Consider the following 21,293-nt stretch of genomic DNA (forward strand, 5'->3'; position numbering starts at 1 on the left):
TCGATATTACGCGCATTGGCGTCAGAAGCGACTTATTTTTCGCCGCTGCGGCGGCGCGGAGGAACGGCTTTATGTGACGGCGTCACGTTGATGAGAAAGACGGCGAGCACGGTTAACCGCGCCCGCCGCTGCGGATCAGAACTTCACCGAACCTTGCAGATAAATCGTGCGCGGCTGGCCGATGTACAGACCCTTGTTGTTGTCGTCATAGGCGCGGGTGAAATACTCGTGGTTGAACAGGTTTTTCACGCCGACGCCCAGATTCAGGCCGGCCATTTCCGGGCCGAAATCATAGGCGGCGCGCACACCCCACAGCATGTAGCCAGGGATGCGGCCGGTGCTGCCGTCGGCGCTTTCCGCCACGGTGTTGGCGTTGTCGGCGAACTGGCTGGACTGGAACTCGCCGTTAAGGTTAAACGCCCAGTTGCCCGGCGTGTAGTCCAGCCCCAGCGTGCCTTTATGCTTCGGCGAGAACGGCACCTGGTTGCCCTTGTAGCCGCCGTCTTCGCGGATGGTGGCGTTGACGTAGGCGTAGCTGGCGTAGGCGGTCAGGTCGTCCAGTTTCGGTGTCAGCTGCGACAGATCGTAACGCAGGCTGCCTTCCAGCCCGGCGTGGCGGGTTTTGCCGCGCGCGGTCACGCTGTCGGTCACCTGGTTGGAGTCGTACTGGTTGTTGAAGTTGATCAGGAACAGCCCGATCTCGCCGGTCAGCGCATCGCCGGCGTAGCGGGTGCCCAGCTCCCAGGTGCGCGCCTTCTCCGGTTCAATTTTGCCGCTGTCGACCGCTTTGCCCATCTGGCTGTATTGCACGGTGCCGAAGGAGCCTTCGGTGTTGGCGTACAGGTTCCAGTATTCGTTCAGGTGATACATCACGTTCAACGCCGGCAGCGGCGCGTTATAGCTGACGTCGAGGCGGTTGTTCTTGATGTAGTTGTTCTGATACGACTTGATGTACTCGTAACGCATGCCCGGCGTGAGGGTCCAGTCGCCGATGTCGATGCGATCGTCGATATAAAACGCGTGCGCCTCGGTGCCGGACTGGGTGTCGCGATCGTACGGGCTGGCGGTGGACGGCAGCCTGCCGGTGCTGGCTTTGCTGGTGTAGCGCAGTTCGTGGGTGGATTCGCTGACGTAGCGGTAGCCGACGCCGACCTCATGCGCCGAGTCGCCCCAGCGGAAGCTCTGGCTGTAGCGCGGTTCTACGCCGCGCACCCAGTATTCGCGCGGCGACAGCGTCAGGTTCTTGCCCTGATCCAGATAGCCGCTGCGCAGGGTGTAGGTGTAGAAGCTCTGCACGTCGAACTTGTGCTGCCGATCCGGCTGATATTGGTAGCCGAAGTTCGCCAACTGGCGGCGACCCCAGAACTTGTCGTACGGGCGCGTCGACTGGAACGGGTTGGCGTTGTAGTCCGCCCGGCTCAGTCCGCCCGGCATGTTCGCTTCGCCTTCGTAGTATTGCAGCAGGCTGTTGAAGGTGTGCACCTCGTTCGGGGCGTAGCGGCTTTTCAGCATCACGTCGTCGATCTTGGTCGCGCTGTGCTCGCGCCAGTCGCTGCCGCGGGTGCCGGAGTAGAGCAGCGCCGCGCCGAAGCCGTTGTCGGCGGTGCCGCCGATCATCAGGTTGCCGGTGCCTTTCGGGTGATCCTGGCGCGAGGTCGGGCTGAGCTGCCCCTGCATGCCGGCCTCCATGCCGAAGGTTTTCGGGATGGCGCGGGTGACGAAGTTGACGACGCCGCCGACGCTCTGCGGCCCGTAGCGCACCGCGCCGCCGCCGCGTACCACGTCAATCGCGTCCATATTGCCGAGCGAGACCGGCGCCAGCGACAGCTGCGGCTGGCCGTAAGGGGCGAAGGGCACCGGAATGCCGTCCATCAGCACGGTGGAGCGGCTGGCGAGGCGCGGGTTGAGGCCACGAATGCCGAAGTTCAGCGCCATATCATGGCTGCCGGTGCCGTTGTTCTCCGGCGCCACCACGCCCGGCACGCGGTTCAACGCTTCGCGCACGGTGGTGGTGCCGGTTTTGGCGAAGTCTTCGCGGCGCACCACGTCGCGCGCGCCGGGGTGTTCGAACACGTCTGCCTGACGGCCTTCCGCCAGCCAGTCACCGACTACCGTGATGTCCTCTTCCTTGTGCGGCTGCGGCAGTGTGGCCAGCGTGTAACCGTTGTTGCCGAGCGCTTTAGCCTGCAGGCCGCTGCCCGCCAGCAGGGCGTTCAGGCCGTCGTCGACACCGTAGCTGCCGTTCAGGCCCGGCGAACGTTTACCTGCGGTTAACGCGCCGTCTACCGAGAGTGCGATGCCGGCGCGAGCGGCGAAAGCGTTCAGCGCGCCGTCCAGCTCACCGGCTGGAATGTGATAGGTTGCCGCGGCGCTGGCGGCGCTCGCCATCAGCGGTGCGGCGAATGCCAGGCCAATAGCCACGGCCAGCGGTTTGGCCCGTTTTCCCCAAAGCGAAGCCGGAGCGACCTTTCCCCAAGCGTTGTTCATACCTTCTCCTGAATCATTTTTATTTATTGCTGCAGTGTTTTCCTGGGAGTCGGATGAGCAAGGCAAAAGGGACAATCAAAAATGCGATTTTTTATCATTTTCATTTAAAAAGTTCAGGCGGGGACGATTTGCAGCCAATAGCGGGTAAAGCTCTGCAGACGTATCGGCAGCGTCTGGCTGAGCAGGGCGAGAGCGCGATCGGTATCGTTGAGCGGGAAACTGCCGCTGACGCGCAGGCCGGCAACGGCCGGATCGCAGCTCAGATGGCCGCGCCGGTAGCGCGCCAGCTCGGCGATCACCCGCTCCAGCCGCCACTGGCTGACGCTCAGCACGCCGCGCAGCCAGCCGTCCTCCTGCGCGGCGGGGTGTTTGTCGCCGAAGGCCGTGGCGCTGAAGCTGATCTGTTCGCCGGCATTCACCCGGCGCGTTTGCCGCGCGCCCTGCGCCAGTTGCGCTTCAACCGCATGCTCCAGCACCGTCAGACGCGTCTCGCCGCCGCTCTCGCGCACTAAAAAACGGGTGCCGAGCGCGCGCATCGCCCCCTGCGGGCTTTGCACCCACAGCGGCCGGGCGTCGTGTCCGGTGATCAGGCTGATTTCCCCGGCGTGCAAGCGGATCAGCCGTTGACGATCGTCGTAATGTACGTCCACCGCGCTGGCGGTGTTCAGCACCAGCTGGGTGCCGTCACTTAACACAATGGGTTTGATCTCGCCGGTGGCGGTGCGGTAGTCGGCGCGTAGCTCCCGGCCGAACGGCGACTGGTAAAGGAAGCCGCCGCCGCCCACGCCGAGCAACAGCAGCAGGCTTTTCAGCAGGGTGCGGCGATCGATCGCCGTCTGGCGGCCGGCGCGGTCGAGCGCACGGTAGCTGAACTTGCCCGGCACGCCCTGTAGCTGGCTCTGCAGCGCTTCGACGCGCTGCCAGGCCCAGCGGTGATCGTCATGCTGCTGATGCCAGGCTTGCCACTGTTGGCGCTGGCGCTCGGTGACGTGCTCGTCGCACAGCAGCGCATACCAGTGTGCGGCCATTTTCAGCGCCTGGCGCTGCTCGGGGGTGATGGCGTTGCTCATGAATAAACGTCGTTTTCCAGGCTGAACAGCAGGCAATGCTCGGTGGCTTTGGCCATGTATTTTTTAACCGAGCTGACCGACACGCCGAGGCGCGCGGCGATGTCCGCATAGCCCAGGCCTTCGAGCTGCGACAACAGAAAGGCCTGTTTTACCTTCGGCCCGAGGCCGTCGAGCATGGCGTCGATCTGCTGCAGGTTGTCCAGCAGGCTCTGGCGCTGCTCCGGCGACGGGGCATAGCCTTCCGGGATCAGCGCCAGCATCTCCAGATAGGCGCGCTCCAGCGTTCTGCGGCGGAACAGATCGACCATCACCCGTTTGGCGACGGTGACCAAAAAGTCTTTCGGTTCGCGCAGGGTTGCCGCGGCGTCGCTTCTCAGCAGGCGCATAAAGGTGTCCTGCGCCACATCGTCCGCATCGAACGCGCAGCCCAGCCGCCGGTGCAGCCATCCCTGCAACCAGGCATGATGGGTGGCGTAAAGGCGCGACAGCGCGGCGTGCGGGGCAGAAGCGGTGGCGGACATGATTTTCGCATTGCTGGTCAAAAAGATGCGCGGATGATAATTGAGAATGGTTATCGTTTCAAGTTTGGCCGTTGTCCTTAGGCCGAGATTCAACCCCCAGGCGTGGTGTTGAAATAAGCCGTGCGCCGTGAAGATATTCGCTTGCTCATTCAAGGTGCAGCGGCGCGATGTTATTTTGACAGGCAAACGGTTGCTATTTATCCGCCGTCGAAGACTGAGCGTGGGTCTTATTCTCTTTCGCCGGCCTATGCTTTCAGGTTAATTACCAATCAATTGTTTTTATTTAAAAATGTATTTTATCGCCGCCTGTTGGCATGCGGCTTGCTATGCTTAAGCCGGTCTTTACGTTTGGGCAAAAAAGCCTTGTTTCATCGGCGCAGGTTATTTCGCGGGTGAGCTTGGCCGGTCGCGACAAGGAAGAAAATAATGGCACTGCAATTCACCACGGCTATTCGTGGCAATTTTTTTGATATCGCAGCCTGTGTGGAGGCGCCGCAACAGCTTGAGGAACGCCTGCGGCATGTTCCCGACGGTTTGCTGCTGCTGAACGACGGCGTCATCGTCTGGTTCGGCAACTGGCAGCAGGGCGAGGCGCTGCTGCCGCCGGGCTTCACGGTCACGGAGTATCGCGACAAGCTGATCGTGCCGGGATTTATCGATACCCACATCCACTACCCGCAAACCGAAATGATTGGCGCCTATGGCGACCAGCTGCTGGACTGGTTAAACAATTACACCTTTCCGACCGAAAGCCGTTATGACTGTGAGCAGCACACCGATGCGATGTCGGCCTTCTTTCTGCAGCAGTTGCTGAGTAACGGCACCACCACCGCGCTGGTGTTCGGCACCGTGCATCCACAGTCGGTCGATGCGCTGTTCAGCCAGGCGGCAGCGCTGAACATGCGCCTGATCGCCGGCAAGGTGATGATGGATCGCCATGCGCCGGAGGCGCTGCTGGAAACGCCGGAGCAGAGTTATCGCCAGACGCGTGAGCTGATTGAACGCTGGCACGGCAAAGGCCGCCTCGGTTACGCCATTACGCCGCGCTTTGCGCCTACCAGTACGCCGGCGCTGCTGGCGCAGGTGCAGCGGCTGCGCGAAGAGTATCCCGACGTTTGGCTGCAGACGCACCTGAGCGAGAACCCGCAGGAAGTGGCCTGGGTAAAAGCGCTGTTTCCGCAGCACCGCAGCTATCTGGATGTTTACCACCGTTATGGCATGACCGGCGATAAAAGCGTGTTCGCTCACTGCCTGCACCTGGAGGAGCAGGAGTGGGACTGCCTGTGCGATACCCGCTCGGCGATCGCCTTTTGCCCCACCTCCAACCTGTTTCTCGGCAGCGGGCTGTTTGATCTGCAGCAGGCCTGGCGCAAGCGGGTGAAGCTCGGCATCGGCACCGACGTGGGGGCCGGCACCACCTTCAATATGCTGCGCACGTTAGGCGAGGCGTACAAGGTCGGCCAGCTGCAGCATTACCGGCTCTCCGCCGTAGAAGCGTTCTATCATGCCACCCTGGGCGGCGCCCGCGCGCTGGCGCTGGACGACAAAATCGGCAACTTCAACGTCGGTAAAGAGGCGGATTTCGTGGTGCTCGATCCGGCGGTCACGCCGCTGCAGCAGCTGCGTCACGCCAACAGCGCCACGCTGATGGAACAAGGGTTTGTGCTGATGACCCTGGGGGACGATCGCAATATTTATTGCACCTATGTGGACGGCAAGGTGGTTTATCAGGCGGCGCGCTGACGCAGCCGCGCCTGCAGCCAAACGCTGAGCGGCGCGGCGACGACGGCGCTCAGCGCGCACAGCCATAACAGGCGTTGCAAACCGAGCGGGGTGAGGCCGCCGCTCAGCAGCGCGGAGGAGAGCAAGAAGGCCGCCGTGGCGCTCAGGTGTATCAGGGCGGTTTGCAGCGTGCCGAAGGCGGCGCGTTGCCGATGGTCCGGCCAGCGCATGCTCAGGGAAGAGATCGCCACCAGCCGCGCGTAGGCCGCTGCGAGAAACGCAATCATGAACAGTTCGCCGCGATCGCCACCGCACGCCGCCAACCACAGGCTGCCCAACAGCAACAGCGTGGCGCTCACCGTCAGCGTCACGGCGCCAAAGCGTTGCAGCCAGCGTCCCGCCAGCACGGTCGCCAGATAGCCGGCCACGCCGCCGATGAGAAACAGCCAGGCCAAATGCGCGTCGGCCACCTGTAGCCGCTGGGTGAGCAGCGGCGCCAGCACCGGGATCAGCAGCATCGGGCTGAACTGTGTCAGGCCGGCGGCGGAGGCGAACAGCAACAAACGGCGATCGAGCGTGACGGGGGCGGCGGCCTGCGGCTGCGGCGCATCTCTGGGAACGAACAGTGCCACCAACACCGCCGCCAGCAGACACAGCCCGCCGATCGCCACCAGCGCAACGCGCCAGCTCGCCACCTCGCACAGGTACAGCATGCCCGGCATGCCGACGATGCTCACCAGTGAAAAAGATGCGATCACCGTTGCCAACATTCGGCCGTGCAGCGCGGCCGGCGCGGCGTTGAGCAGCAAGCCGATCCCCACGCCCATCGTGGTGCCTCCCAGCAGACCGGCCAGCAGCCGCAGCGCCAACAGCCAATAAAACTGCCGGGTTGCGGCGATCAGTAAGGTCGTCACCCCCAGCAGCGCGACGTTGAGCAGCAGAAAACGCCGCTTCTCAACGCCGCCGATCCAATAGAATGCGCCGATACCGGAAATCACCGCCGCCAGCGTATAGGCCGCGCTGACATAACCGGCGTAGCTGACGGGCACGGAAAAGTCGGCGGCCATATAGAGAAATATCGGGTTGAACACCATGTATTCCAGGGCATTGGTGAATTGAATAAAGGCGATGACCAGCGCTATCGCCGTCAGCTTTCTCGTGGGTGTCATAAGCATCCATCGGTTGCAGAATCAGGCCGGCAGTGTAGCGCTTGGCGTTGAGCGGGATTAGGTGGTAGAAATGGCATGGTTTGTTATCAAATGTGGGATAATCATGCGCGCCAAATTGGATTTAAACCTGTTACGCATTTTCGTGGCGGTGGTGGAGCAAGGCAGCTTCGTCGGGGCCGCCCGGGCGCTGGCGATGCCGACCTCCAACGTCAGCCGCGCTATCTCGCAGCTGGAGCGCCAGCTCGACCAGCGCTTAATCGAGCGCAGCACCCGCTCAATGCGGCTGACGCCGAACGGCCAGCTGTTGCATGAGCGGGTTCAGCCGTTGCTGGCGTCGCTCGATCATACCGCGCAAACGCTCAGCGAACGGCAACAACAGCTGCGCGGGCCGCTGCGCCTGTGCGTGCCGAATGAAGTGGGGCCATACCTGTTGGGCGATCCGTTGGCGGCCTTCGCCCTGCAGCATCCGCAGATCGAAATCAGCTGCGTCACCAATCTGGCGGGCATGGCGTCGCTGCTTGACGATGTCGATCTGGCGGTGATGATCAGCCGGGGCCTGTTAGACGACAGCGACTATGTTGCGCAGCCGCTGGCGACCTTTCCCTGCATCGTGGTGGCCGCGCCGGCGCTGCTGGCGCAGTGGCCGCCGACGGCGGAGATTGAGCAATTCACGCAATTGCCCTGCATTAGCACGGTGGATGCGCTGAAGGGCATGCCGTGGCAATTCGTGCGCCCGGACGGCAAGTTCGTTACCGTCCCGGTCAATGCGCGCTATCGCGTCAATAGCGGGGAGATGGCGCTGAAGGCGGCCCTGGCCGGCGTGGGGTTCGCCATGCTCTCCGAGCTCGGCTGCCGGCCGTTTCTGGCCGACGGACGTTTGGTTGAGATACCGCTGGCCTTGCCGCCGGCGCCGCTGCAGCTGTATGCCGTTTATCCCGGCCGCCGCTATCTGCCGGCCAAAACGCGCGCGCTGCTGACCTTTCTGATACAGCAGGTTGGCGAGGCGACTAACTTCTAATCACTTGTTTTTGCTCAAACTGCCAACTGCGCCTAAGCTAGGTGATGACTCAGAGGGAGCCATTCCCCGAGACCTTATTCCGTGAACATGGAGGAGTTTCGATTTGATGCGTTTATCCACATTGGTGCTGGCGATCGGCATGGCGCTGGGCTCGCAGGCACAGGCAGCAGAAACCCAACCTCACGCCGACCATAGCGCGCTGCCCAGCGGCCAGGCGAAGGAGGCTACCGTGACCGGTGAAGCCAATCAGCACGACAAGCAAAAGACCCAAAACCCGTTCTTCTATCAAAGCCGTCTGCCGTTCCAGGCGCCGCCGTTCAACCTGATCAAGGAGAGCGACTACGCGCCGGCGATCGCAGCGGGCATCAAGCAAAAGCGGGAAGAGGTGGAGAAGATCGCCAACAACCCGGCCAAGCCCAACTTTAAAAATACCTTCGTGGCGCTGGAGCAGGCCGGTTCGCTGCTGACGCGGGTGATGAACGTGTTCGGCGCCATGACCTCGGCCAACACCAGCGACGCGCTGCAGAAGCTGGATGAAGAGACCTCGCCGAAGCTGGCGGCGTTGAACGACGACATCATGCTCAACGGCAAATTGTTCGCACGCATCAAGGCCATTTATCAGGATCGCGATGCGCTGAAGCTGGATCCGGAATCGCGCCGGCTGGTGGAAGTGACCTACAAGAACTTCGAGCTGGCGGGCGCCAACCTGTCGGACGCCGACAAGGCCAAGCTGAAAGCGCTGAACCAGGAAGCGGCGACGCTGAGCACCCAGTTCACCAACAAACTGCTGGCGGCGAGCAAAAACGGCGCGCTGGCGATAACCGACCCGGCGAAGCTGGACGGTCTGTCCGAAGGCGAACTGGCCGCGGCAGCGCAGGCGGCCGCCGAACGCAAGCTGGAGAAACAGTGGCTGCTGGTGCTGCAGAACACCACGCAACAGCCGTTGCTGCAGAGCCTGAAAGATCGCGACACCCGCAAAGCGCTGTTCGACGCCTCCTGGACGCGTGCGGAGAAGGGCGACGGCAACGATACCCGTCAGACCATTTCGCGTCTGGCCAAGGTACGCGCCGAGCAGGCCAAACTGCTGGGCTACCCGAACTACGCCGCCTGGAAGCTGCAGAACCAGATGGCCAAGACGCCGGATGCCGCGCTGAGCTTTATGCGCAACATCGTGCCGGCGGCCACCGCGCGCGCCGAGCGTGAAGCCAAAGACATACAGGCGGTGATCGATCAGCAGAAAGGCGACTTCAAGGTGCAGGCCTGGGACTGGCAGTTCTACGCCGAACAGGTGCGCAAGGCCAAGTACGATCTGGACGAATCGCAGATCAAACCTTACTTCGAGCTGAACAACGTGCTGAACAACGGCGTGTTCTACGCCGCCAACCTGCTGTACGGCATCAGCTTCAAAGAGCGCAAGGACATCCCGGTCTATCAGCCGGACGTCAAGGTGTATGAAGTGTTCGACAAGGACGGCAAATCGCTGGCGCTGTTCTACACCGACTACTTCAAGCGCGACAACAAGGGCGGCGGCGCCTGGATGAGCAACTTCGTCGATCAGTCGAAGCTCAATGGCACCAAGCCGGTGATCTACAACGTCGCCAACTTCACCAAACCGGCGCCGGGGCAGCCGGCGCTGCTGTCGTATGACGACGTGATCACCATGTTCCACGAGTTCGGCCATGCGCTGCACGGCATGTTCGCCGATCAGGAGTACCCGAGCCTGTCGGGCACCAACACCGCGCGCGACTTCGTCGAATTCCCGTCGCAGTTCAACGAGCACTGGGTCAGCGATCCGAAAGTGTTCAGCCATTTCGCCAAGCACTACCAGACCGGCGAGGCGATGCCGCAGGAACTGGTCGACAAGATCAAGAAGGCCGACAAGTTCAACAAGGGCTACAGCATGACCGAGTTGCTGTCCGCCGCGCTGCTGGACATGCACTGGCATATGCTGACCGCCGATCAGCCGCAGCAGGACGTGGACAAGTTCGAGGCCGAGTCGCTGCAAAAAGACAAGGTGGATCTCAGCTATGTGCCGCCGCGCTACCGCTCCAGCTACTTCCAGCATATCTGGGGCAACGGCTACGCCGCGGGCTACTACGCCTATCTGTGGACGGAAATGCTGGCGGACGACGCCTTCCAGTGGTTCACCGAACACGGGGGCCTGACCGCCGAAAACGGCCAGCGCTTCCGCGACATGATCCTGTCGCGCGGCAACAGCCAGGATCTGGAGAAGCTGTACATCGACTGGCGCGGCAAAGAGCCGAGCATCGAGCCGATGCTGATCAACCGCGGGCTGAAGGACGAGTAAGTTCGGCCATTCCCGGTAAGCAAACAAAAGGGCGCGTTATGCGCCCTTCGTCTTTTTGGCTTGGCCGACAGTCAGCGGTTCACCACCTTGGCCGGCAGGGCCACCACCAGCAGCGAGCTGAGCAGCAGGCAGCCGGCGAAGGCCCAGAGCGCGCCGCCGCTCTTGCCGGTCAGATCCAGCGCCAGCCCCATCAGCGAATTGCTCACCAGCCCGGCGATGTTGGCCAGCGAGCAGGCCAGCGCGAAGCCGGTCGCCGCCGCCGTGCCGCGCAGGAAGGTGGCCGGCAGGCTGAAGAACACCGGCACCGCGCCGATGATCGCCGCCTGGGCGATGGAGAACAGCAGCACCGTGGCCAGCGCATTGTGGGTGAAGAAGGTGCTGCCGGCCATCGCCAACGCGCCGACGATAAACGGCACGATGATGTGCCAGCGCCGTTCGCGCAGCCGGTCCGAACTGCTGCCGATCAGCAGCATGCCGAGCAGGGCGGCGACGCTGGGGATCGCCGTCAGGTAGCCGATGGTGGTGATGTCGGTGACGCCGGCGGTTTTGATGAAGGTCGGCATCCAAAAGCCCATGGCGTAGGCGCTGAGCAGAATGGCGAAGTCGATGCCGCCGAGCATCCACACTTTCAGGTTGAAGAAGCCGTCGCGGAAGCTGTGCTTGCCGTGATCGGCCTCGGCGTCGTCACGCGCCAAATCGTCGGCGATGCGCTGCTTTTCCTCGGGCGTCAGCCACTTGGCCTGCTGATAAGTGTTAGGCAACAGCCAGAAGGTCAGCACGCCCAACAGCACGCTGGGAATGCCCTCCAGCAGAAACAGCCACTGCCAGCCGTGCAGCCCGTGGCGCATGTCGAAATGGCCCATGATCCAGCCGGAGAGCGGCCCGCCGATCACGCTGGAGAGCGGCAGGCCGATCATGAACAGCGCGATGATGCGGCCGCGGCGATAGGTCGGGAACCACAGCGTCAGGTAAAAGAGCACGCCGGGCAGGAAACCGGCTTCCGCCACGCCGAGCAGAAAGCGAATGACGTAGAACTGCGTCGGCGTGGTGACGAACATGGTGGCGGTGGACAGCAGCCCCCAGGTGATCATGATGCGGGCGATCCACATCTTGGCGCCGACGCGCTGCAGGATCAGGTTGCTCGGCACCTCGAACAGAATATAGCCGACGAAGAACAGCCCGGCGCCCAGGCCGAAGGCCGCTTCGCTCAGCTGCAGCGCGTCGGCCATCTGCAGCTTGGCCAGCCCGACGTTGATGCGATCGAGGTAGGCCGCCAGATAACACAGGCAAAGAAACGGGATCAGTTTCCAGGTGATTTTGCGGTACAGCAGCAGCGATTCTGCGTCCGCTTTCCCCGCCAGCGGGGTGTCGACAATGGCCATGATGTTGTCTCCAGGTGGTGCGTGTTGGCCTCCGCAGGAGGCGCCTGTTGTGTTTGCGTTGCATGGACGCCGCCCTGTTTCGGGCGGTCGCCTGAGGTGCTGTCTGCGCCTTCGTTATTGTCGTTGCAGGTGAATCGTTGATTCATAACCGGTTCAGATAGTCGAGCGCCTCCCGTTTGTGCACCACGTCGCCGTATTTGCTGTCGATGTCGAACAGGTTGGCTTCGTGCGGGCCGGGGTGACGATCGCCGACGCACTCGCGCACCACCATGGCGCGAAAGCCGTGCTGTACCGCGTCCACCGCGCTGGCGCGGATGCAGCCGCTGGTGGAGCAGCCGATCATCAGCAGCGTGTCGATCCCTTGCGCCACCAGCAGCGGCGCCAGCGCGGTGCCGAAGAAGGCGCTGGCGTATTGCTTGCTCAGCACCACCTCATCGCCCAGCGGCGCCACCGGCGGGCAGAACGCCGCCAGCGGGTTGCCTTCCACCATGTCCTTCATCACCGGCGCTTTCTTGACCCACAGGCCGCCATCGGCAAAATGGCCTGCATGATAGCGGATATGGGTGTGGATCACCGGAATTCCCGTTCGGCGCGCGCAGGCCAGCAGCTCGCGGCTTTCCTCGACTGCGCTTACTACGCCCGGCGCGAACAGCGGCGCGCCTTCGGTGGTGTAGGCCTGCATAAAGTCGATCGCCAGCAGCGCCGGGCGCCGGCCGAAGCCGATGCGCTGGCCCCAGACGCCGCGATAGTTGTCGCTGAGGGTGTCGTTCATTCTGCCTCCTCAATAGGCGCCGGACAGCAGGGCGCCGGCGCCGGGGACGATCGGCTCCAGCTCCAGCGCGGTCAGCATCGCGTAAGTGGTGGCGATGGCGGCGGTGATCACCGGTTTGCCGGTTTGGGCCTCCACCGTCGGGACGGCCGGCAGCGAAGGCATCTGCACGCAGGCGGACAGCACGATAGCATCGACCTCGCGTAAGTCCATCTCGGCGACGATCCCCGGCAGCCTGGCCGGATCGTGCCGGCCGACTTCGAGGTTGTCCGGGATCTCCAGCGCGCGCCATACCTTGACCTCGATGCCTTCGTGCTGGATGTAGTCCACCACCAGCTGGGTCAGCGGTTTCATGTAGGGCGCCACCAGCGCGATGCGTTTGGCGCCGATCACCTTCAGGCCGTTGACCAGCGCGCCGGCGCTGCTGATAACCGGCGCGGCGGCCTGATTGTCTTTCGTCACCTGCGCCAGCCGGGCCTGCGATTCGCGGTGGTAGCCCAGCCCCATCGCCATGATGGCCACCAGGCAGGCGTAGCCGAGCACGTCGACCCGCGCGTCGGACAGCTCCAGCGCACAGCGGTCGGACTCGGCGTCCATCGCCGCCAATTCTTCTTTATTGACGTGTTTCATGCGCATGCGGCTGGAGTGAAAGGTGAAACGCTCCGGGCGTATCAACTGGCGCGCGCCCAGCATCGCCGGGATCTCGGTTTCCATCGTGGTGTTGGAGCTGGGCACGATCTGGCCGATGCGGTAGTGGTTGCTCATGTCGGTGTTCCTCAGTTAATCCAGAAAATCGCCCAGGGCGTGGAAGAAGCCGTCGAAATCGTCCCACGGGATCATGTGTCCGGCGTTCTCGACCTCGACGATGGCGATCTCCGGCTGCAGCGCGCGGATCTCCGCCCGGTCTTCGGGCTGAATGACGCCGCCTTTGCCCGCGGCCATCAGCAGCGTCGGCATGGTCAGCTGCGGGTAGTCGCGGTGGCTGTCCACCTGATGAAAATCGTCGTAGGCGCGTTGGATCGCCGGCTCGTAGCAGGTATGCAGCCACTCGGCGCGCAGCTGGCGCTGTTCTTCGCTCCAGGTTGGGCAAAAGGCGCGCATCTGCTCGGCGCTCATGCCCGGCTGCGACTGCCGGATGGAGTCGGCGTACCATGGCCATTGGCCGGGATAGGCGCGGCGGCCGGGGCCGGAAACCGGCGGATCGACCAGCACCAGCCGCCGCACGCCGGCGGGCCGCAAAGCGGCGGCGCGCAGGGCGAAGCGGGCGCCCATCGAATGGCCGAGCAGGGCGTAACTGTCCAGGTTCAGCGCGGCGGCGAAGGCGTTGACGTCCTGTGCGCAGGTCTCTGCGTCATAAGCCAGTTCCGGGCCGCTGGACGACAAACCGCGGCCGCGCACGTCGAGCACGTAGACGTCGTATTTTTCCCCCAGCCGCTCGGCGACGAAGCCCCAGGTGATCGCCGGGCTGGTGATGCCGGGCACCAGGATCAGCGCCGGGCCGTGGCCGCCGTAGCGCAGATAGTGTTGGCGAATGTTGTTGGCGTGAACGTGGGCGCCGTAGAGGAAGGTGCTCATGCGGCGTTCTCCGATTTCAGCGCTTGCGCGTACAGGTCATAGCCGTAAACCCAGGCCGGATCTTCCTGGGTGCGCAGGAAGGTGTTGGCGTTGGACACCGCCTGCACCCTGGAGGCGCGTTCCTTGCGGTTGGCTTCATACAGCTGGAAGGCGGTGCGGTAGTCGCCGAGGCCGGTTTCCTGCAGGCAGCGGGTCAGCATGGCGGCGTCTTCGATCGCCATCGCCGCGCCCTGCGCCATGTGCGGTTTCATCGGGTGGCAGGCATCGCCGAGCAGCACCAGACGGCCTTCGCTCCACAACGGCAGCGGTTTGCGGTTCAGCAATGGCCATTTGGTGACCTGTTCGCTGGATTCGATCAGCGCCTGCACGATCGGATGGTAGCCGGCGAAGGTCTCGAACATCTCTTCGCGGCTGCTGTCGATGAAGCTGCCCTGGAAATCCCAGGCCGGGTGCGGCACGCCGCTGACGTAGTAATATTCGTCGCGCCGTTGGGTGGTGTAGTAGACCATCAGATGGCGATCCGCCGACCACCACTTCACGCAGTCTTCGAACGTCAGGTTGTATTTCGCCAGCTTCTCGCCGCGGATCAGCGCGCGGTGGGCCACCCAGCCGCTGTAGGTCGGCGCTTCGGCGCCCAGCAGATGCTCGCGGATGCGCGAGTTGATGCCGTCGGCGCCGATCACGATATCAGCGTGGGCCGAGGTGCCATCGACGAAGTTCAGCGCCACCTCGTCACCGCGATCTTCAATCTTGCTCAGGCATTTGCCGAAGTGCAGGGTGCCGGGCTGCAGCGCGGAGAGCTGCAACGCCTGCAAATCGCCGCGGTGCACCGTCACATAGGCGGCGCCGTACTCCCGGCGGGCGAAGGCGCCCAGTTCGATGCGCGACAGGTAGTCGCCGCTTTCGGCGTCGCGGCTGAACCAGAAATCGGGATGAGACGCCATCTGCTCCAACCGTTGCTCAATACCGAGACGGCGGAAAATCTTCAGCACGTTCGGCCCCATGTGAATGCCGGCGCCGAGGCGCGAGAACGCCGGGCTCTGCTCATACAGATCGACGGTAAAGCCGGCTTTTTGCAGCAGCCCGGCGGCGGCGGCGCCCCCCAGCCCGGCGCCGACGACGGCGATGCGTGGTTGTTTGCTCATCATGTTTCCCCTGTCTGTTGGCTTTTTTCAGCGTAGGCCCAACGCGTGGTTGGACGATTGATTTATAGTGTATGCACTAGATAACGCAAAGTTGCAAAAGTGTTAAATCAGATCTTGCTCACGCTAATTGACAGCGCATTACTGTTAAACTCATGTTAATCACAGGATTGATAAGGCATGAAATAGGACTTTCTTATGATGGCCATCTGTGGCTTGCTTTCTCTTCCTTTTTTGACTTAGATAAAATGAGCGTGTTCACTTTAAATTGTTTGAAAAATAACCGCCGCCTTGCGGGCGTCGGATACCCTTGACGTGACAGGAGACAGGCCATGGCGGTCAATGAAACCCAGTTGGTACAGCTGTTCGAGCAGGTGCTTACGCTGTCGAAGGTCGATGCTTCGCAGAGCGTGGCGATTTTGAAAAGCCATTATTCCGATGCGCGCACGGTGCGCGCCGCGACCGACGCGGCGCTGCGGCTGGGCGCCAGGGTGTATGCCGTCGAACTGCCGGCGTTCAACCATCCGCGGGCGATGGGCAACGACATGACCGCCTATTGCGGCGATACCGCGCTGACCGGCAACCTGGCGGCGCAGCGTGCGCTGGAGGCCGCCGACCTGATCGTCGATACCATGATGCTGCTGCATTCGCCGGAGCAGGAACAGATCCTGAAAACCGGCACCCGCATCCTGCTGGCGGTGGAGCCGCCGGAGGTGCTGGCGCGCATGTTGCCCAACGCGGAGGACAAAGCGCGGGTGCTGGCCGCCGCCGCCGTGCTGGAGCAGGCGAAGCTGATGCAGGTGACCTCCGCCGCCGGCAGCGATTTCCGCGCGCCGCTCGGGCAATATCCGACGGTGACCGAGTACGGCTATGCCGATGAGCCGGGGCGCTGGGATCACTGGCCGAGCGGTTTCCTGTTCACCTGGCCGAATGAGGAGCAGGCGGAGGGCGTGTTGGTGCTGGAGGTTGGCGATATCTTGCTGCCGTTCAAAAGCTATGCGCGCGAACGCATCACGCTGGAGATCGAACAAGGGTTCGTCACCCGCATTCACGGCGGTTTTGAGGCGGAATACCTGCGCGAATACATGAAATACTTCGACGATCCGGAAGTGTACGGTATCTCGCACATCGGCTGGGGTTTGCAGCCTCGCGCCCAGTGGACGGCGATGGGCCTGCACGACAAGAACGACGGCATGTGCATGGACGCGCGCGCGTTCTACGGCAACTTTCTGTTCTCCACCGGGCCGAATACCGAAGTGGGCGGCACGCGCAAAACGCCTTGCCATATGGACATCGCGCTGCGCCGCTGCGACATTCGTCTCGATGGGCAAACGGTGGTGGCGGACGGGGAAGTGGTGGCGCCGGAGGCGTCGCGCGTGCGCCGGGCCTAATCGTTGCTGCCAACGGCGGGGGTTTGTACTATTCTCGTGGATTCCATAGATGGTGAGAGTAACGCAATGACGCCCCCCGAATACCCGTCAGCCGTGAGCGGCCAACCCGAAAATTATCATTTTACCGAGCAAGTCGGGCACCTGCTGCGCAAGGTTTATCAGCGCCACGTGGCGATTTTCCAGCAAAACGTCGGCGATTCGCAGCTGACGGCGGTGCAGTTCATCACCCTGTGCGCGGTGCGCGATATGGGGCCGAGCTCGCTGACCGAGCTGGTGCAGGTGACGGCGGTGGATCAAGCCACCATCCGCGGCATCGTCGAGCGGCTGAAGGCGCGCGATCTGATCACGGTGACGCCGGATCCGGTGGATCGGCGCAAGGTGGTGGTCGGCCTGACCGACGCCGGCGGCGCGCTGCTGGCGGAAACGGTGCCGCAGGCGGCGAAAATCACAGAATTGACGTTCGGCACGCTGAACCCGGCCGAACGGATAGCGCTGATATTCCTGCTGAATAAAATGCTGGAAGACCCTGCCACCGGCTGATTCGCCCGCGCAACGTCGGTTGCCTGGTGGTCGGTGGCGAGAGGCCAGCCCATAAGACCATCAAGTGCAGGCGGAGACGCAAACAATGGCGATATCTGAAGTGCAATCGCCCAGGGAAGGCGCGAAAACTACGCTGACGGAGCATCCGCTGATGCTGTCGGTGAACGGCGAACAGCTTCATGCGCAGGTGATGGCGGATACGCCGCTCTTGCTGGTACTGCGCAACGATCTGGCGCTCAACGGCCCAAAATACGGCTGCGGCCTGGGCGAATGCGGCGCGTGCACCGTGCTGATCGACGGCGTGGCGGCGCGCTCCTGCGTGATCCCGGCCCTCGGCGTGTCCGGCCGGGCGATCGTGACCCTGGAAGGTCTCGGCACTCGCCGGCGCCCGCATCCGGTGCAGCGCGCCTTTATCGAAGAGCAGGCGGCGCAATGCGGCTACTGTCTCAATGGCATGATCATGACCACCAAAGCCCTGTTGGATCGCAATCCCGCCCCGAGTGAGGCGGAGATCCGTCAGGCGCTGTCCGGCAATCTGTGCCGCTGCGGCACCCATCTTGAAATCCTGCGTGCGGTTCAGCGCGCCATCATTCTCTGCCGCGATGAGGACGCCCACGATCATGACTGATTCCCGTACCCCATCGCCGAGCCAGGCCGAATTGCTGCAGCGCGACGGCGTTCTGTTGATCGTCGACAGCGTGCAACCGCCGCCGGGGCTGGTGCCCAAGGGGCAAACGCCGGTGCTGAAGCCCAAGGAGCAAGGGCTGTTTATCGCCCTGTGCGGCAGCGGTGAAATCTATGCCTTTAACGGCCATGTCGATCTCGGCACCGGCGTGCGCACCGCGCTCGGCCAGATCGTCGCCGAAGAGTTGTACCTGCGCATGGATCAGGTGCAAATGGTGTTGGGTGATACCGAGCGCGCGCCGAATCAGGGCGCCACCATCGCCAGCGCCACGCTGCAGATCGCCGCCGTGCCGCTGCGCAACGCCGCCGCCGAAGCGCGCCGTTGGCTGTTGCGCCAGGCGGCGCAGCGCTTCGATGCGCCGGTGGAACGGCTGACGCTGGAGGAGGGCGTGATCCGCAGCCCGCAGGGGCAAGCGCTCAGCTACGCCGAATTGGTGGCCGGCGGTCATGTCGAACTGTCTATTTCCGGCGACGCGCCGCTGAAACCGCAGGCGGAGTATCGCCTGGTGGGCACCAGCGCCGCGCGCGTCGATATTCCGGCCAAGGCGACCGGCGAAACCACTTACGTACACGATATGCGGTTGCCGAATATGCTGCACGGCCGGGTAGTGCGGCCGCCCTATGCCGGGTACGACAGCGGCGAATTTGTCGGCACCAGCCTGCTGGCGGTGGACGAAACCTCGATCGCGCATATTCCCGGCATCGTCAAACTGGTGGTGATCGGCGATTTCATCGGCATTGTCGCCGAGCGCGAAGAGCAGGCGATCAAGGCGGCGCAGGCGCTGCAGGTCAGTTGGAAAGACTGGCGGCGCAATTTGCCGCAGATGACCGACGTGGCGCAGGCGCTGCGCGACAACCCGCATTCGACCCGAGTGGTGCACGATACCGGCGACGTGGACGCGGCGCTGGCGGCGGCCGACAGGCGTTTCACCCGCAGCTACCTGTGGCCGTATCAGCTTCATGCCTCGATTGGCCCTTCCTGCGCGCTGGCGGACTACCGGCCGGAGCGTCTGCAGGTCTGGTCAGGCAGCCAGAACCCGCACCTGCTGCGCGCCGATCTGGCCTGGCTGCTGGAGTACCCGGAAGCGCAGATCGAGATCGTTCGCATGGAGGCGGCCGGCTGCTATGGCCGCAATTGCGCCGATGACGTCTGCGCCGACGCGGCGCTGCTGTCGCGCGCGGTGGGCAGGCCGGTGCGGGTGCAACTGACCCGCGAACAAGAACATGTGTGGGAACCGAAGGGCACGGCGCAACTGATGGAGGTGGACGGCGGGCTGGACGCCGCCGGGCACCCGGTCGCCTACGATTTTCGCACCTATTATCCTTCCAACGGCGCGCCGACGCTGGCGCTGCTGCTGACCGGCCGGGTCGAGCCGCTGCCGGTGGCCTATGAAATGGGCGATCGCACTTCGGTGCCGCCTTATGAGTATCCGGCGCTGCGCGTCAGCATCGAGGACATGGCGCCGATCGTGCGTGCCTCCTGGATGCGCGGCGTTTCCGCCTTGCCCAACACCTTCGCCCACGAGTCTTATATCGATGAGCTGGCCCACGCCGCCGGCGTCGATCCGCTGGAGTATCGGCTGCGCTACATCAATGATGAACGCGCCAGTGAACTGATGCGCAGCACCGCAGAACGCGCCGGCTGGACGCCGCATACCGAACCGATGCAGACCCCGGCGGAAGACGGCGTGCTGCGCGGGCGCGGCTTTGCCTATGCCCGTTACATCCACAGCAAGTTTCCCGGCTTTGGCGCGGCCTGGGCCGCCTGGGTGGCCGACGTGGCGATCGACAAAGCCAGCGGTGAAGTGGCGGTGACGCGCATCGTGGTCGGCCACGACGCGGGCATGATGGTTAACCCGGACGGCGTGCGCCACCAAATTCACGGCAATGTATTGCAATCGACCAGCCGGGTATTGAAAGAGCGCGTGACCTTTGAGGAATCGACGGTCTCCGCCAAAGAATGGGGGGCCTACCCGATCCTGACCTTCCCGGAGGTGCCGGAGGTGGACGTGGTGATGATGCCGCGCCCTTACGATCCGCCGCTGGGCGCCGGGGAGTCGGCGTCGGTGCCCAGCGCGGCGGCCATCGCCAACGCGGTGTTCGACGCCACCGGCATTCGTTTTCGCGAGCTGCCGATCACCTCGGACAAGCTGCGTGAGGCGCTGAACGGGCCGGATGCCGAACGGCAGGCCGCGCCGCCCAAGAAAAAGAAGCGTGGCAAATGGTGGTTCGGCGGCGCGGCGGGGCTGTTCGGCGCCGTGCTGGGCATCGCCGGCAGCGCCTTGCCGTGGCGGGCGGAGATCGCGCCGGTGGCGACGCCCGGCGCCGGCACCTGGTCGGCCGCCACGCTGGAGCGCGGCCGTCAGCTGGCCGCCGCCGGAGACTGCGCGGTTTGCCATACCGCATCGGAAGGGGCGACCAACGCCGGCGGGCTGGCGATGGCGACGCCGTTCGGCACGCTCTACAGCACCAATATTACCCCGGACGTGGCAACCGGCATCGGCAACTGGTCGTTTACCGCGTTCGATCGGGCGATGCGCCAGGGTATCGCCCGCGACGGCCGCCACCTCTATCCGGCATTTCCTTACACCGCCTTCAGCAAAATGACCGACGGCGACATGCAGGCGCTGTACGCTTATCTGATGTCGCAACCGGCGGTGCGCCAGAGCAACCCGGCCAATCAGATGCGTTTCCCGTTTAACCTGCGGCCGCTGATGGCCGGCTGGAACGCGCTGTTCCTGCGCCAGGGGGAATATCAACCCGATCCGCAACAAAGCGCGCAATGGAACCGCGGCGCTTATCTGGTCAACGGGCTTGGCCATTGCGCCGCCTGCCATTCGCCGCGCAACCTGCTGGGGGCGGAAAAGGGCGGTGCGGCTTTCCTGGCGGGGGGGATGGTGGACGGGTGGGAAGCGCCGGCGCTGAATCAATTGGCCAACGCGGAAAAACCCTGGACCGAGGAACAGCTGTTTCAGTATTTCCGCAGCGGGCATTCCGCCGAGCACGGCGTGGCGGCCGGGCCGATGGGGCCGGTGGTGAGCGAGCTGGCGACGTTGCCGCAGAGCGATCTGCGGGCGATGGCCAATTATGTGATGTCGCTGAGCGCCAAGTCGACGCTGAACGTGGAGCCGCAGGCGCAGTTGGCGGCTCGCGCATTGCCGGCGGTGGGGCAACTTGCCGGTGAGCGGTTGTTTCAGGGCGCTTGCCAGGCCTGCCACAGCGCCGCCGCCGGCGGGCCGCAGCTGTTCGGCGTCAGCCCGGATCTGGCCAACAACACCAACATCTTCAGCGATCGCCCCGATAACCTGATCAAGGTGATCCTGCAAGGGATCCCCAAACCGGCCACCGCCGAATTGGGCTTTATGCCGGGCTTTAAGGACAGTTTTTCCGATCGGCAGGTAACGGCGCTGGTGAATTATTTACGCCAACGCTATGCCGGCGACAAACCGGCCTGGCGCGACGTGGAGGCGCAGGTGGCGCGGCTGCGCGCAGAGCCGGGCACGCACTGAGCCGCC

The 21,293-nt window shown here is 63.6% G+C and carries 16 protein-coding genes; 7 read left to right on the forward strand and 9 right to left on the reverse strand.

The genetic code is table 11. The annotated features are described in order from the left end of the window. Positions 1-135 precede the first annotated feature (135 nt). The 3 genes from fecA to fecI form a co-directional block, all read right to left on the reverse strand. On the reverse strand, positions 136-2,487 hold the full coding sequence (gene fecA, locus AC2CGI_RS12360; RefSeq protein WP_076740254.1) for a TonB-dependent Fe(3+) dicitrate receptor FecA: 2,352 nt from the start codon (positions 2,485-2,487) through the stop codon (positions 136-138). A gap of 113 nt (positions 2,488-2,600) precedes the next feature. Continuing rightward, the gene (gene fecR / locus AC2CGI_RS12365) at positions 2,601-3,557 is read right to left on the reverse strand and encodes a ferric citrate uptake sigma factor regulator FecR (protein ID WP_076740253.1); all 957 of its coding nucleotides are present in this window, start codon (positions 3,555-3,557) and stop codon (positions 2,601-2,603) included. Further along, positions 3,554-4,078, reverse strand: coding sequence for a ferric citrate uptake sigma factor FecI (fecI, locus tag AC2CGI_RS12370; protein ID WP_048323324.1), 525 nt, complete (start codon positions 4,076-4,078; stop codon positions 3,554-3,556). The genes fecR and fecI overlap by 4 nt, the downstream gene beginning before the upstream one ends. 426 nt (positions 4,079-4,504) lie before the next feature. Here fecI and guaD point away from each other — a divergent pair, with 426 nt between their 5' ends. Further along, on the forward strand, positions 4,505-5,821 hold the full coding sequence (gene guaD, locus AC2CGI_RS12375) for a guanine deaminase (RefSeq protein ID WP_076740252.1): 1,317 nt from the start codon (positions 4,505-4,507) through the stop codon (positions 5,819-5,821). Here the strand turns inward: guaD and AC2CGI_RS12380 are convergent. Beyond that, positions 5,806-6,969, reverse strand: coding sequence for an MFS transporter (locus AC2CGI_RS12380; protein WP_076740251.1), 1,164 nt, complete (start codon positions 6,967-6,969; stop codon positions 5,806-5,808). The two genes, guaD and AC2CGI_RS12380, sit on opposite strands and share 16 nt — an antisense overlap. 103 nt (positions 6,970-7,072) lie before the next feature. Here AC2CGI_RS12380 and AC2CGI_RS12385 point away from each other — a divergent pair, with 103 nt between their 5' ends. Together AC2CGI_RS12385 and dcp are read left to right on the forward strand one after the other, a co-directional pair. Further along, on the forward strand, positions 7,073-7,987 hold the full coding sequence (locus AC2CGI_RS12385; RefSeq protein WP_076740250.1) for a LysR family transcriptional regulator: 915 nt from the start codon (positions 7,073-7,075) through the stop codon (positions 7,985-7,987). Positions 7,988-8,093: 106 nt separating this feature from the next. Then, positions 8,094-10,295, forward strand: coding sequence for a peptidyl-dipeptidase Dcp (gene dcp / locus AC2CGI_RS12390; protein WP_076740249.1), 2,202 nt, complete (start codon positions 8,094-8,096; stop codon positions 10,293-10,295). 71 nt (positions 10,296-10,366) lie between these two features. On the opposite strand, the gene AC2CGI_RS12395 is transcribed toward dcp, so the two are convergent. The 5 genes from AC2CGI_RS12395 to AC2CGI_RS12415 form a co-directional block, all read right to left on the reverse strand. Then, positions 10,367-11,677, reverse strand: a complete 1,311-nt coding sequence (locus AC2CGI_RS12395; protein ID WP_004938595.1) for an MFS transporter — start codon at positions 11,675-11,677, stop codon at positions 10,367-10,369. Positions 11,678-11,819: 142 nt separating this feature from the next. Beyond that, positions 11,820-12,449 (reverse strand): N-carbamoylsarcosine amidohydrolase, encoded by a 630-nt coding sequence (locus AC2CGI_RS12400; RefSeq protein WP_015377792.1) that lies wholly within the window; start codon positions 12,447-12,449, stop codon positions 11,820-11,822. 9 nt (positions 12,450-12,458) lie between these two features. After that, positions 12,459-13,211, reverse strand: a complete 753-nt coding sequence (locus AC2CGI_RS12405) for a maleate cis-trans isomerase family protein (RefSeq protein WP_015377793.1) — start codon at positions 13,209-13,211, stop codon at positions 12,459-12,461. A 15-nt stretch (positions 13,212-13,226) separates the two neighbouring features. Then, positions 13,227-14,021 carry an alpha/beta fold hydrolase gene (locus AC2CGI_RS12410; RefSeq protein WP_076740248.1) on the reverse strand — a complete coding sequence of 265 codons (795 nt, stop codon included), beginning with the start codon at positions 14,019-14,021 and terminating at the stop codon, positions 13,227-13,229. Next, positions 14,018-15,169 (reverse strand): FAD-dependent monooxygenase, encoded by a 1,152-nt coding sequence (locus AC2CGI_RS12415; protein ID WP_076740247.1) that lies wholly within the window; start codon positions 15,167-15,169, stop codon positions 14,018-14,020. Before AC2CGI_RS12415 ends, AC2CGI_RS12410 begins: the two co-directional genes overlap by 4 nt. 326 nt (positions 15,170-15,495) lie before the next feature. Here AC2CGI_RS12415 and AC2CGI_RS12420 point away from each other — a divergent pair, with 326 nt between their 5' ends. The 4 genes from AC2CGI_RS12420 to AC2CGI_RS12435 all read left to right on the forward strand — a co-directional run bounded on the left by AC2CGI_RS12420 (position 15,496) and on the right by AC2CGI_RS12435 (position 21,287). Next, positions 15,496-16,554, forward strand: coding sequence for a 2,5-dihydroxypyridine 5,6-dioxygenase (locus AC2CGI_RS12420; RefSeq protein WP_015377796.1), 1,059 nt, complete (start codon positions 15,496-15,498; stop codon positions 16,552-16,554). A 66-nt stretch (positions 16,555-16,620) separates the two neighbouring features. Next, entirely contained in the window at positions 16,621-17,094 is a 474-nt protein-coding gene (locus AC2CGI_RS12425) for a MarR family winged helix-turn-helix transcriptional regulator (RefSeq protein WP_004938613.1), read from the forward strand. An 85-nt stretch (positions 17,095-17,179) separates the two neighbouring features. Continuing rightward, complete coding sequence (locus AC2CGI_RS12430; RefSeq protein ID WP_015377797.1) at positions 17,180-17,722, forward strand: (2Fe-2S)-binding protein; 543 nt, start codon at positions 17,180-17,182, stop codon at positions 17,720-17,722. Next, positions 17,715-21,287 (forward strand): molybdopterin cofactor-binding domain-containing protein, encoded by a 3,573-nt coding sequence (locus AC2CGI_RS12435; protein ID WP_076740246.1) that lies wholly within the window; start codon positions 17,715-17,717, stop codon positions 21,285-21,287. The genes AC2CGI_RS12430 and AC2CGI_RS12435 overlap by 8 nt, the downstream gene beginning before the upstream one ends. The last annotated feature ends 6 nt before the right edge of the window (positions 21,288-21,293 follow it).

Source organism: Serratia sp. LSHTC3 (genome assembly GCF_057197125.1).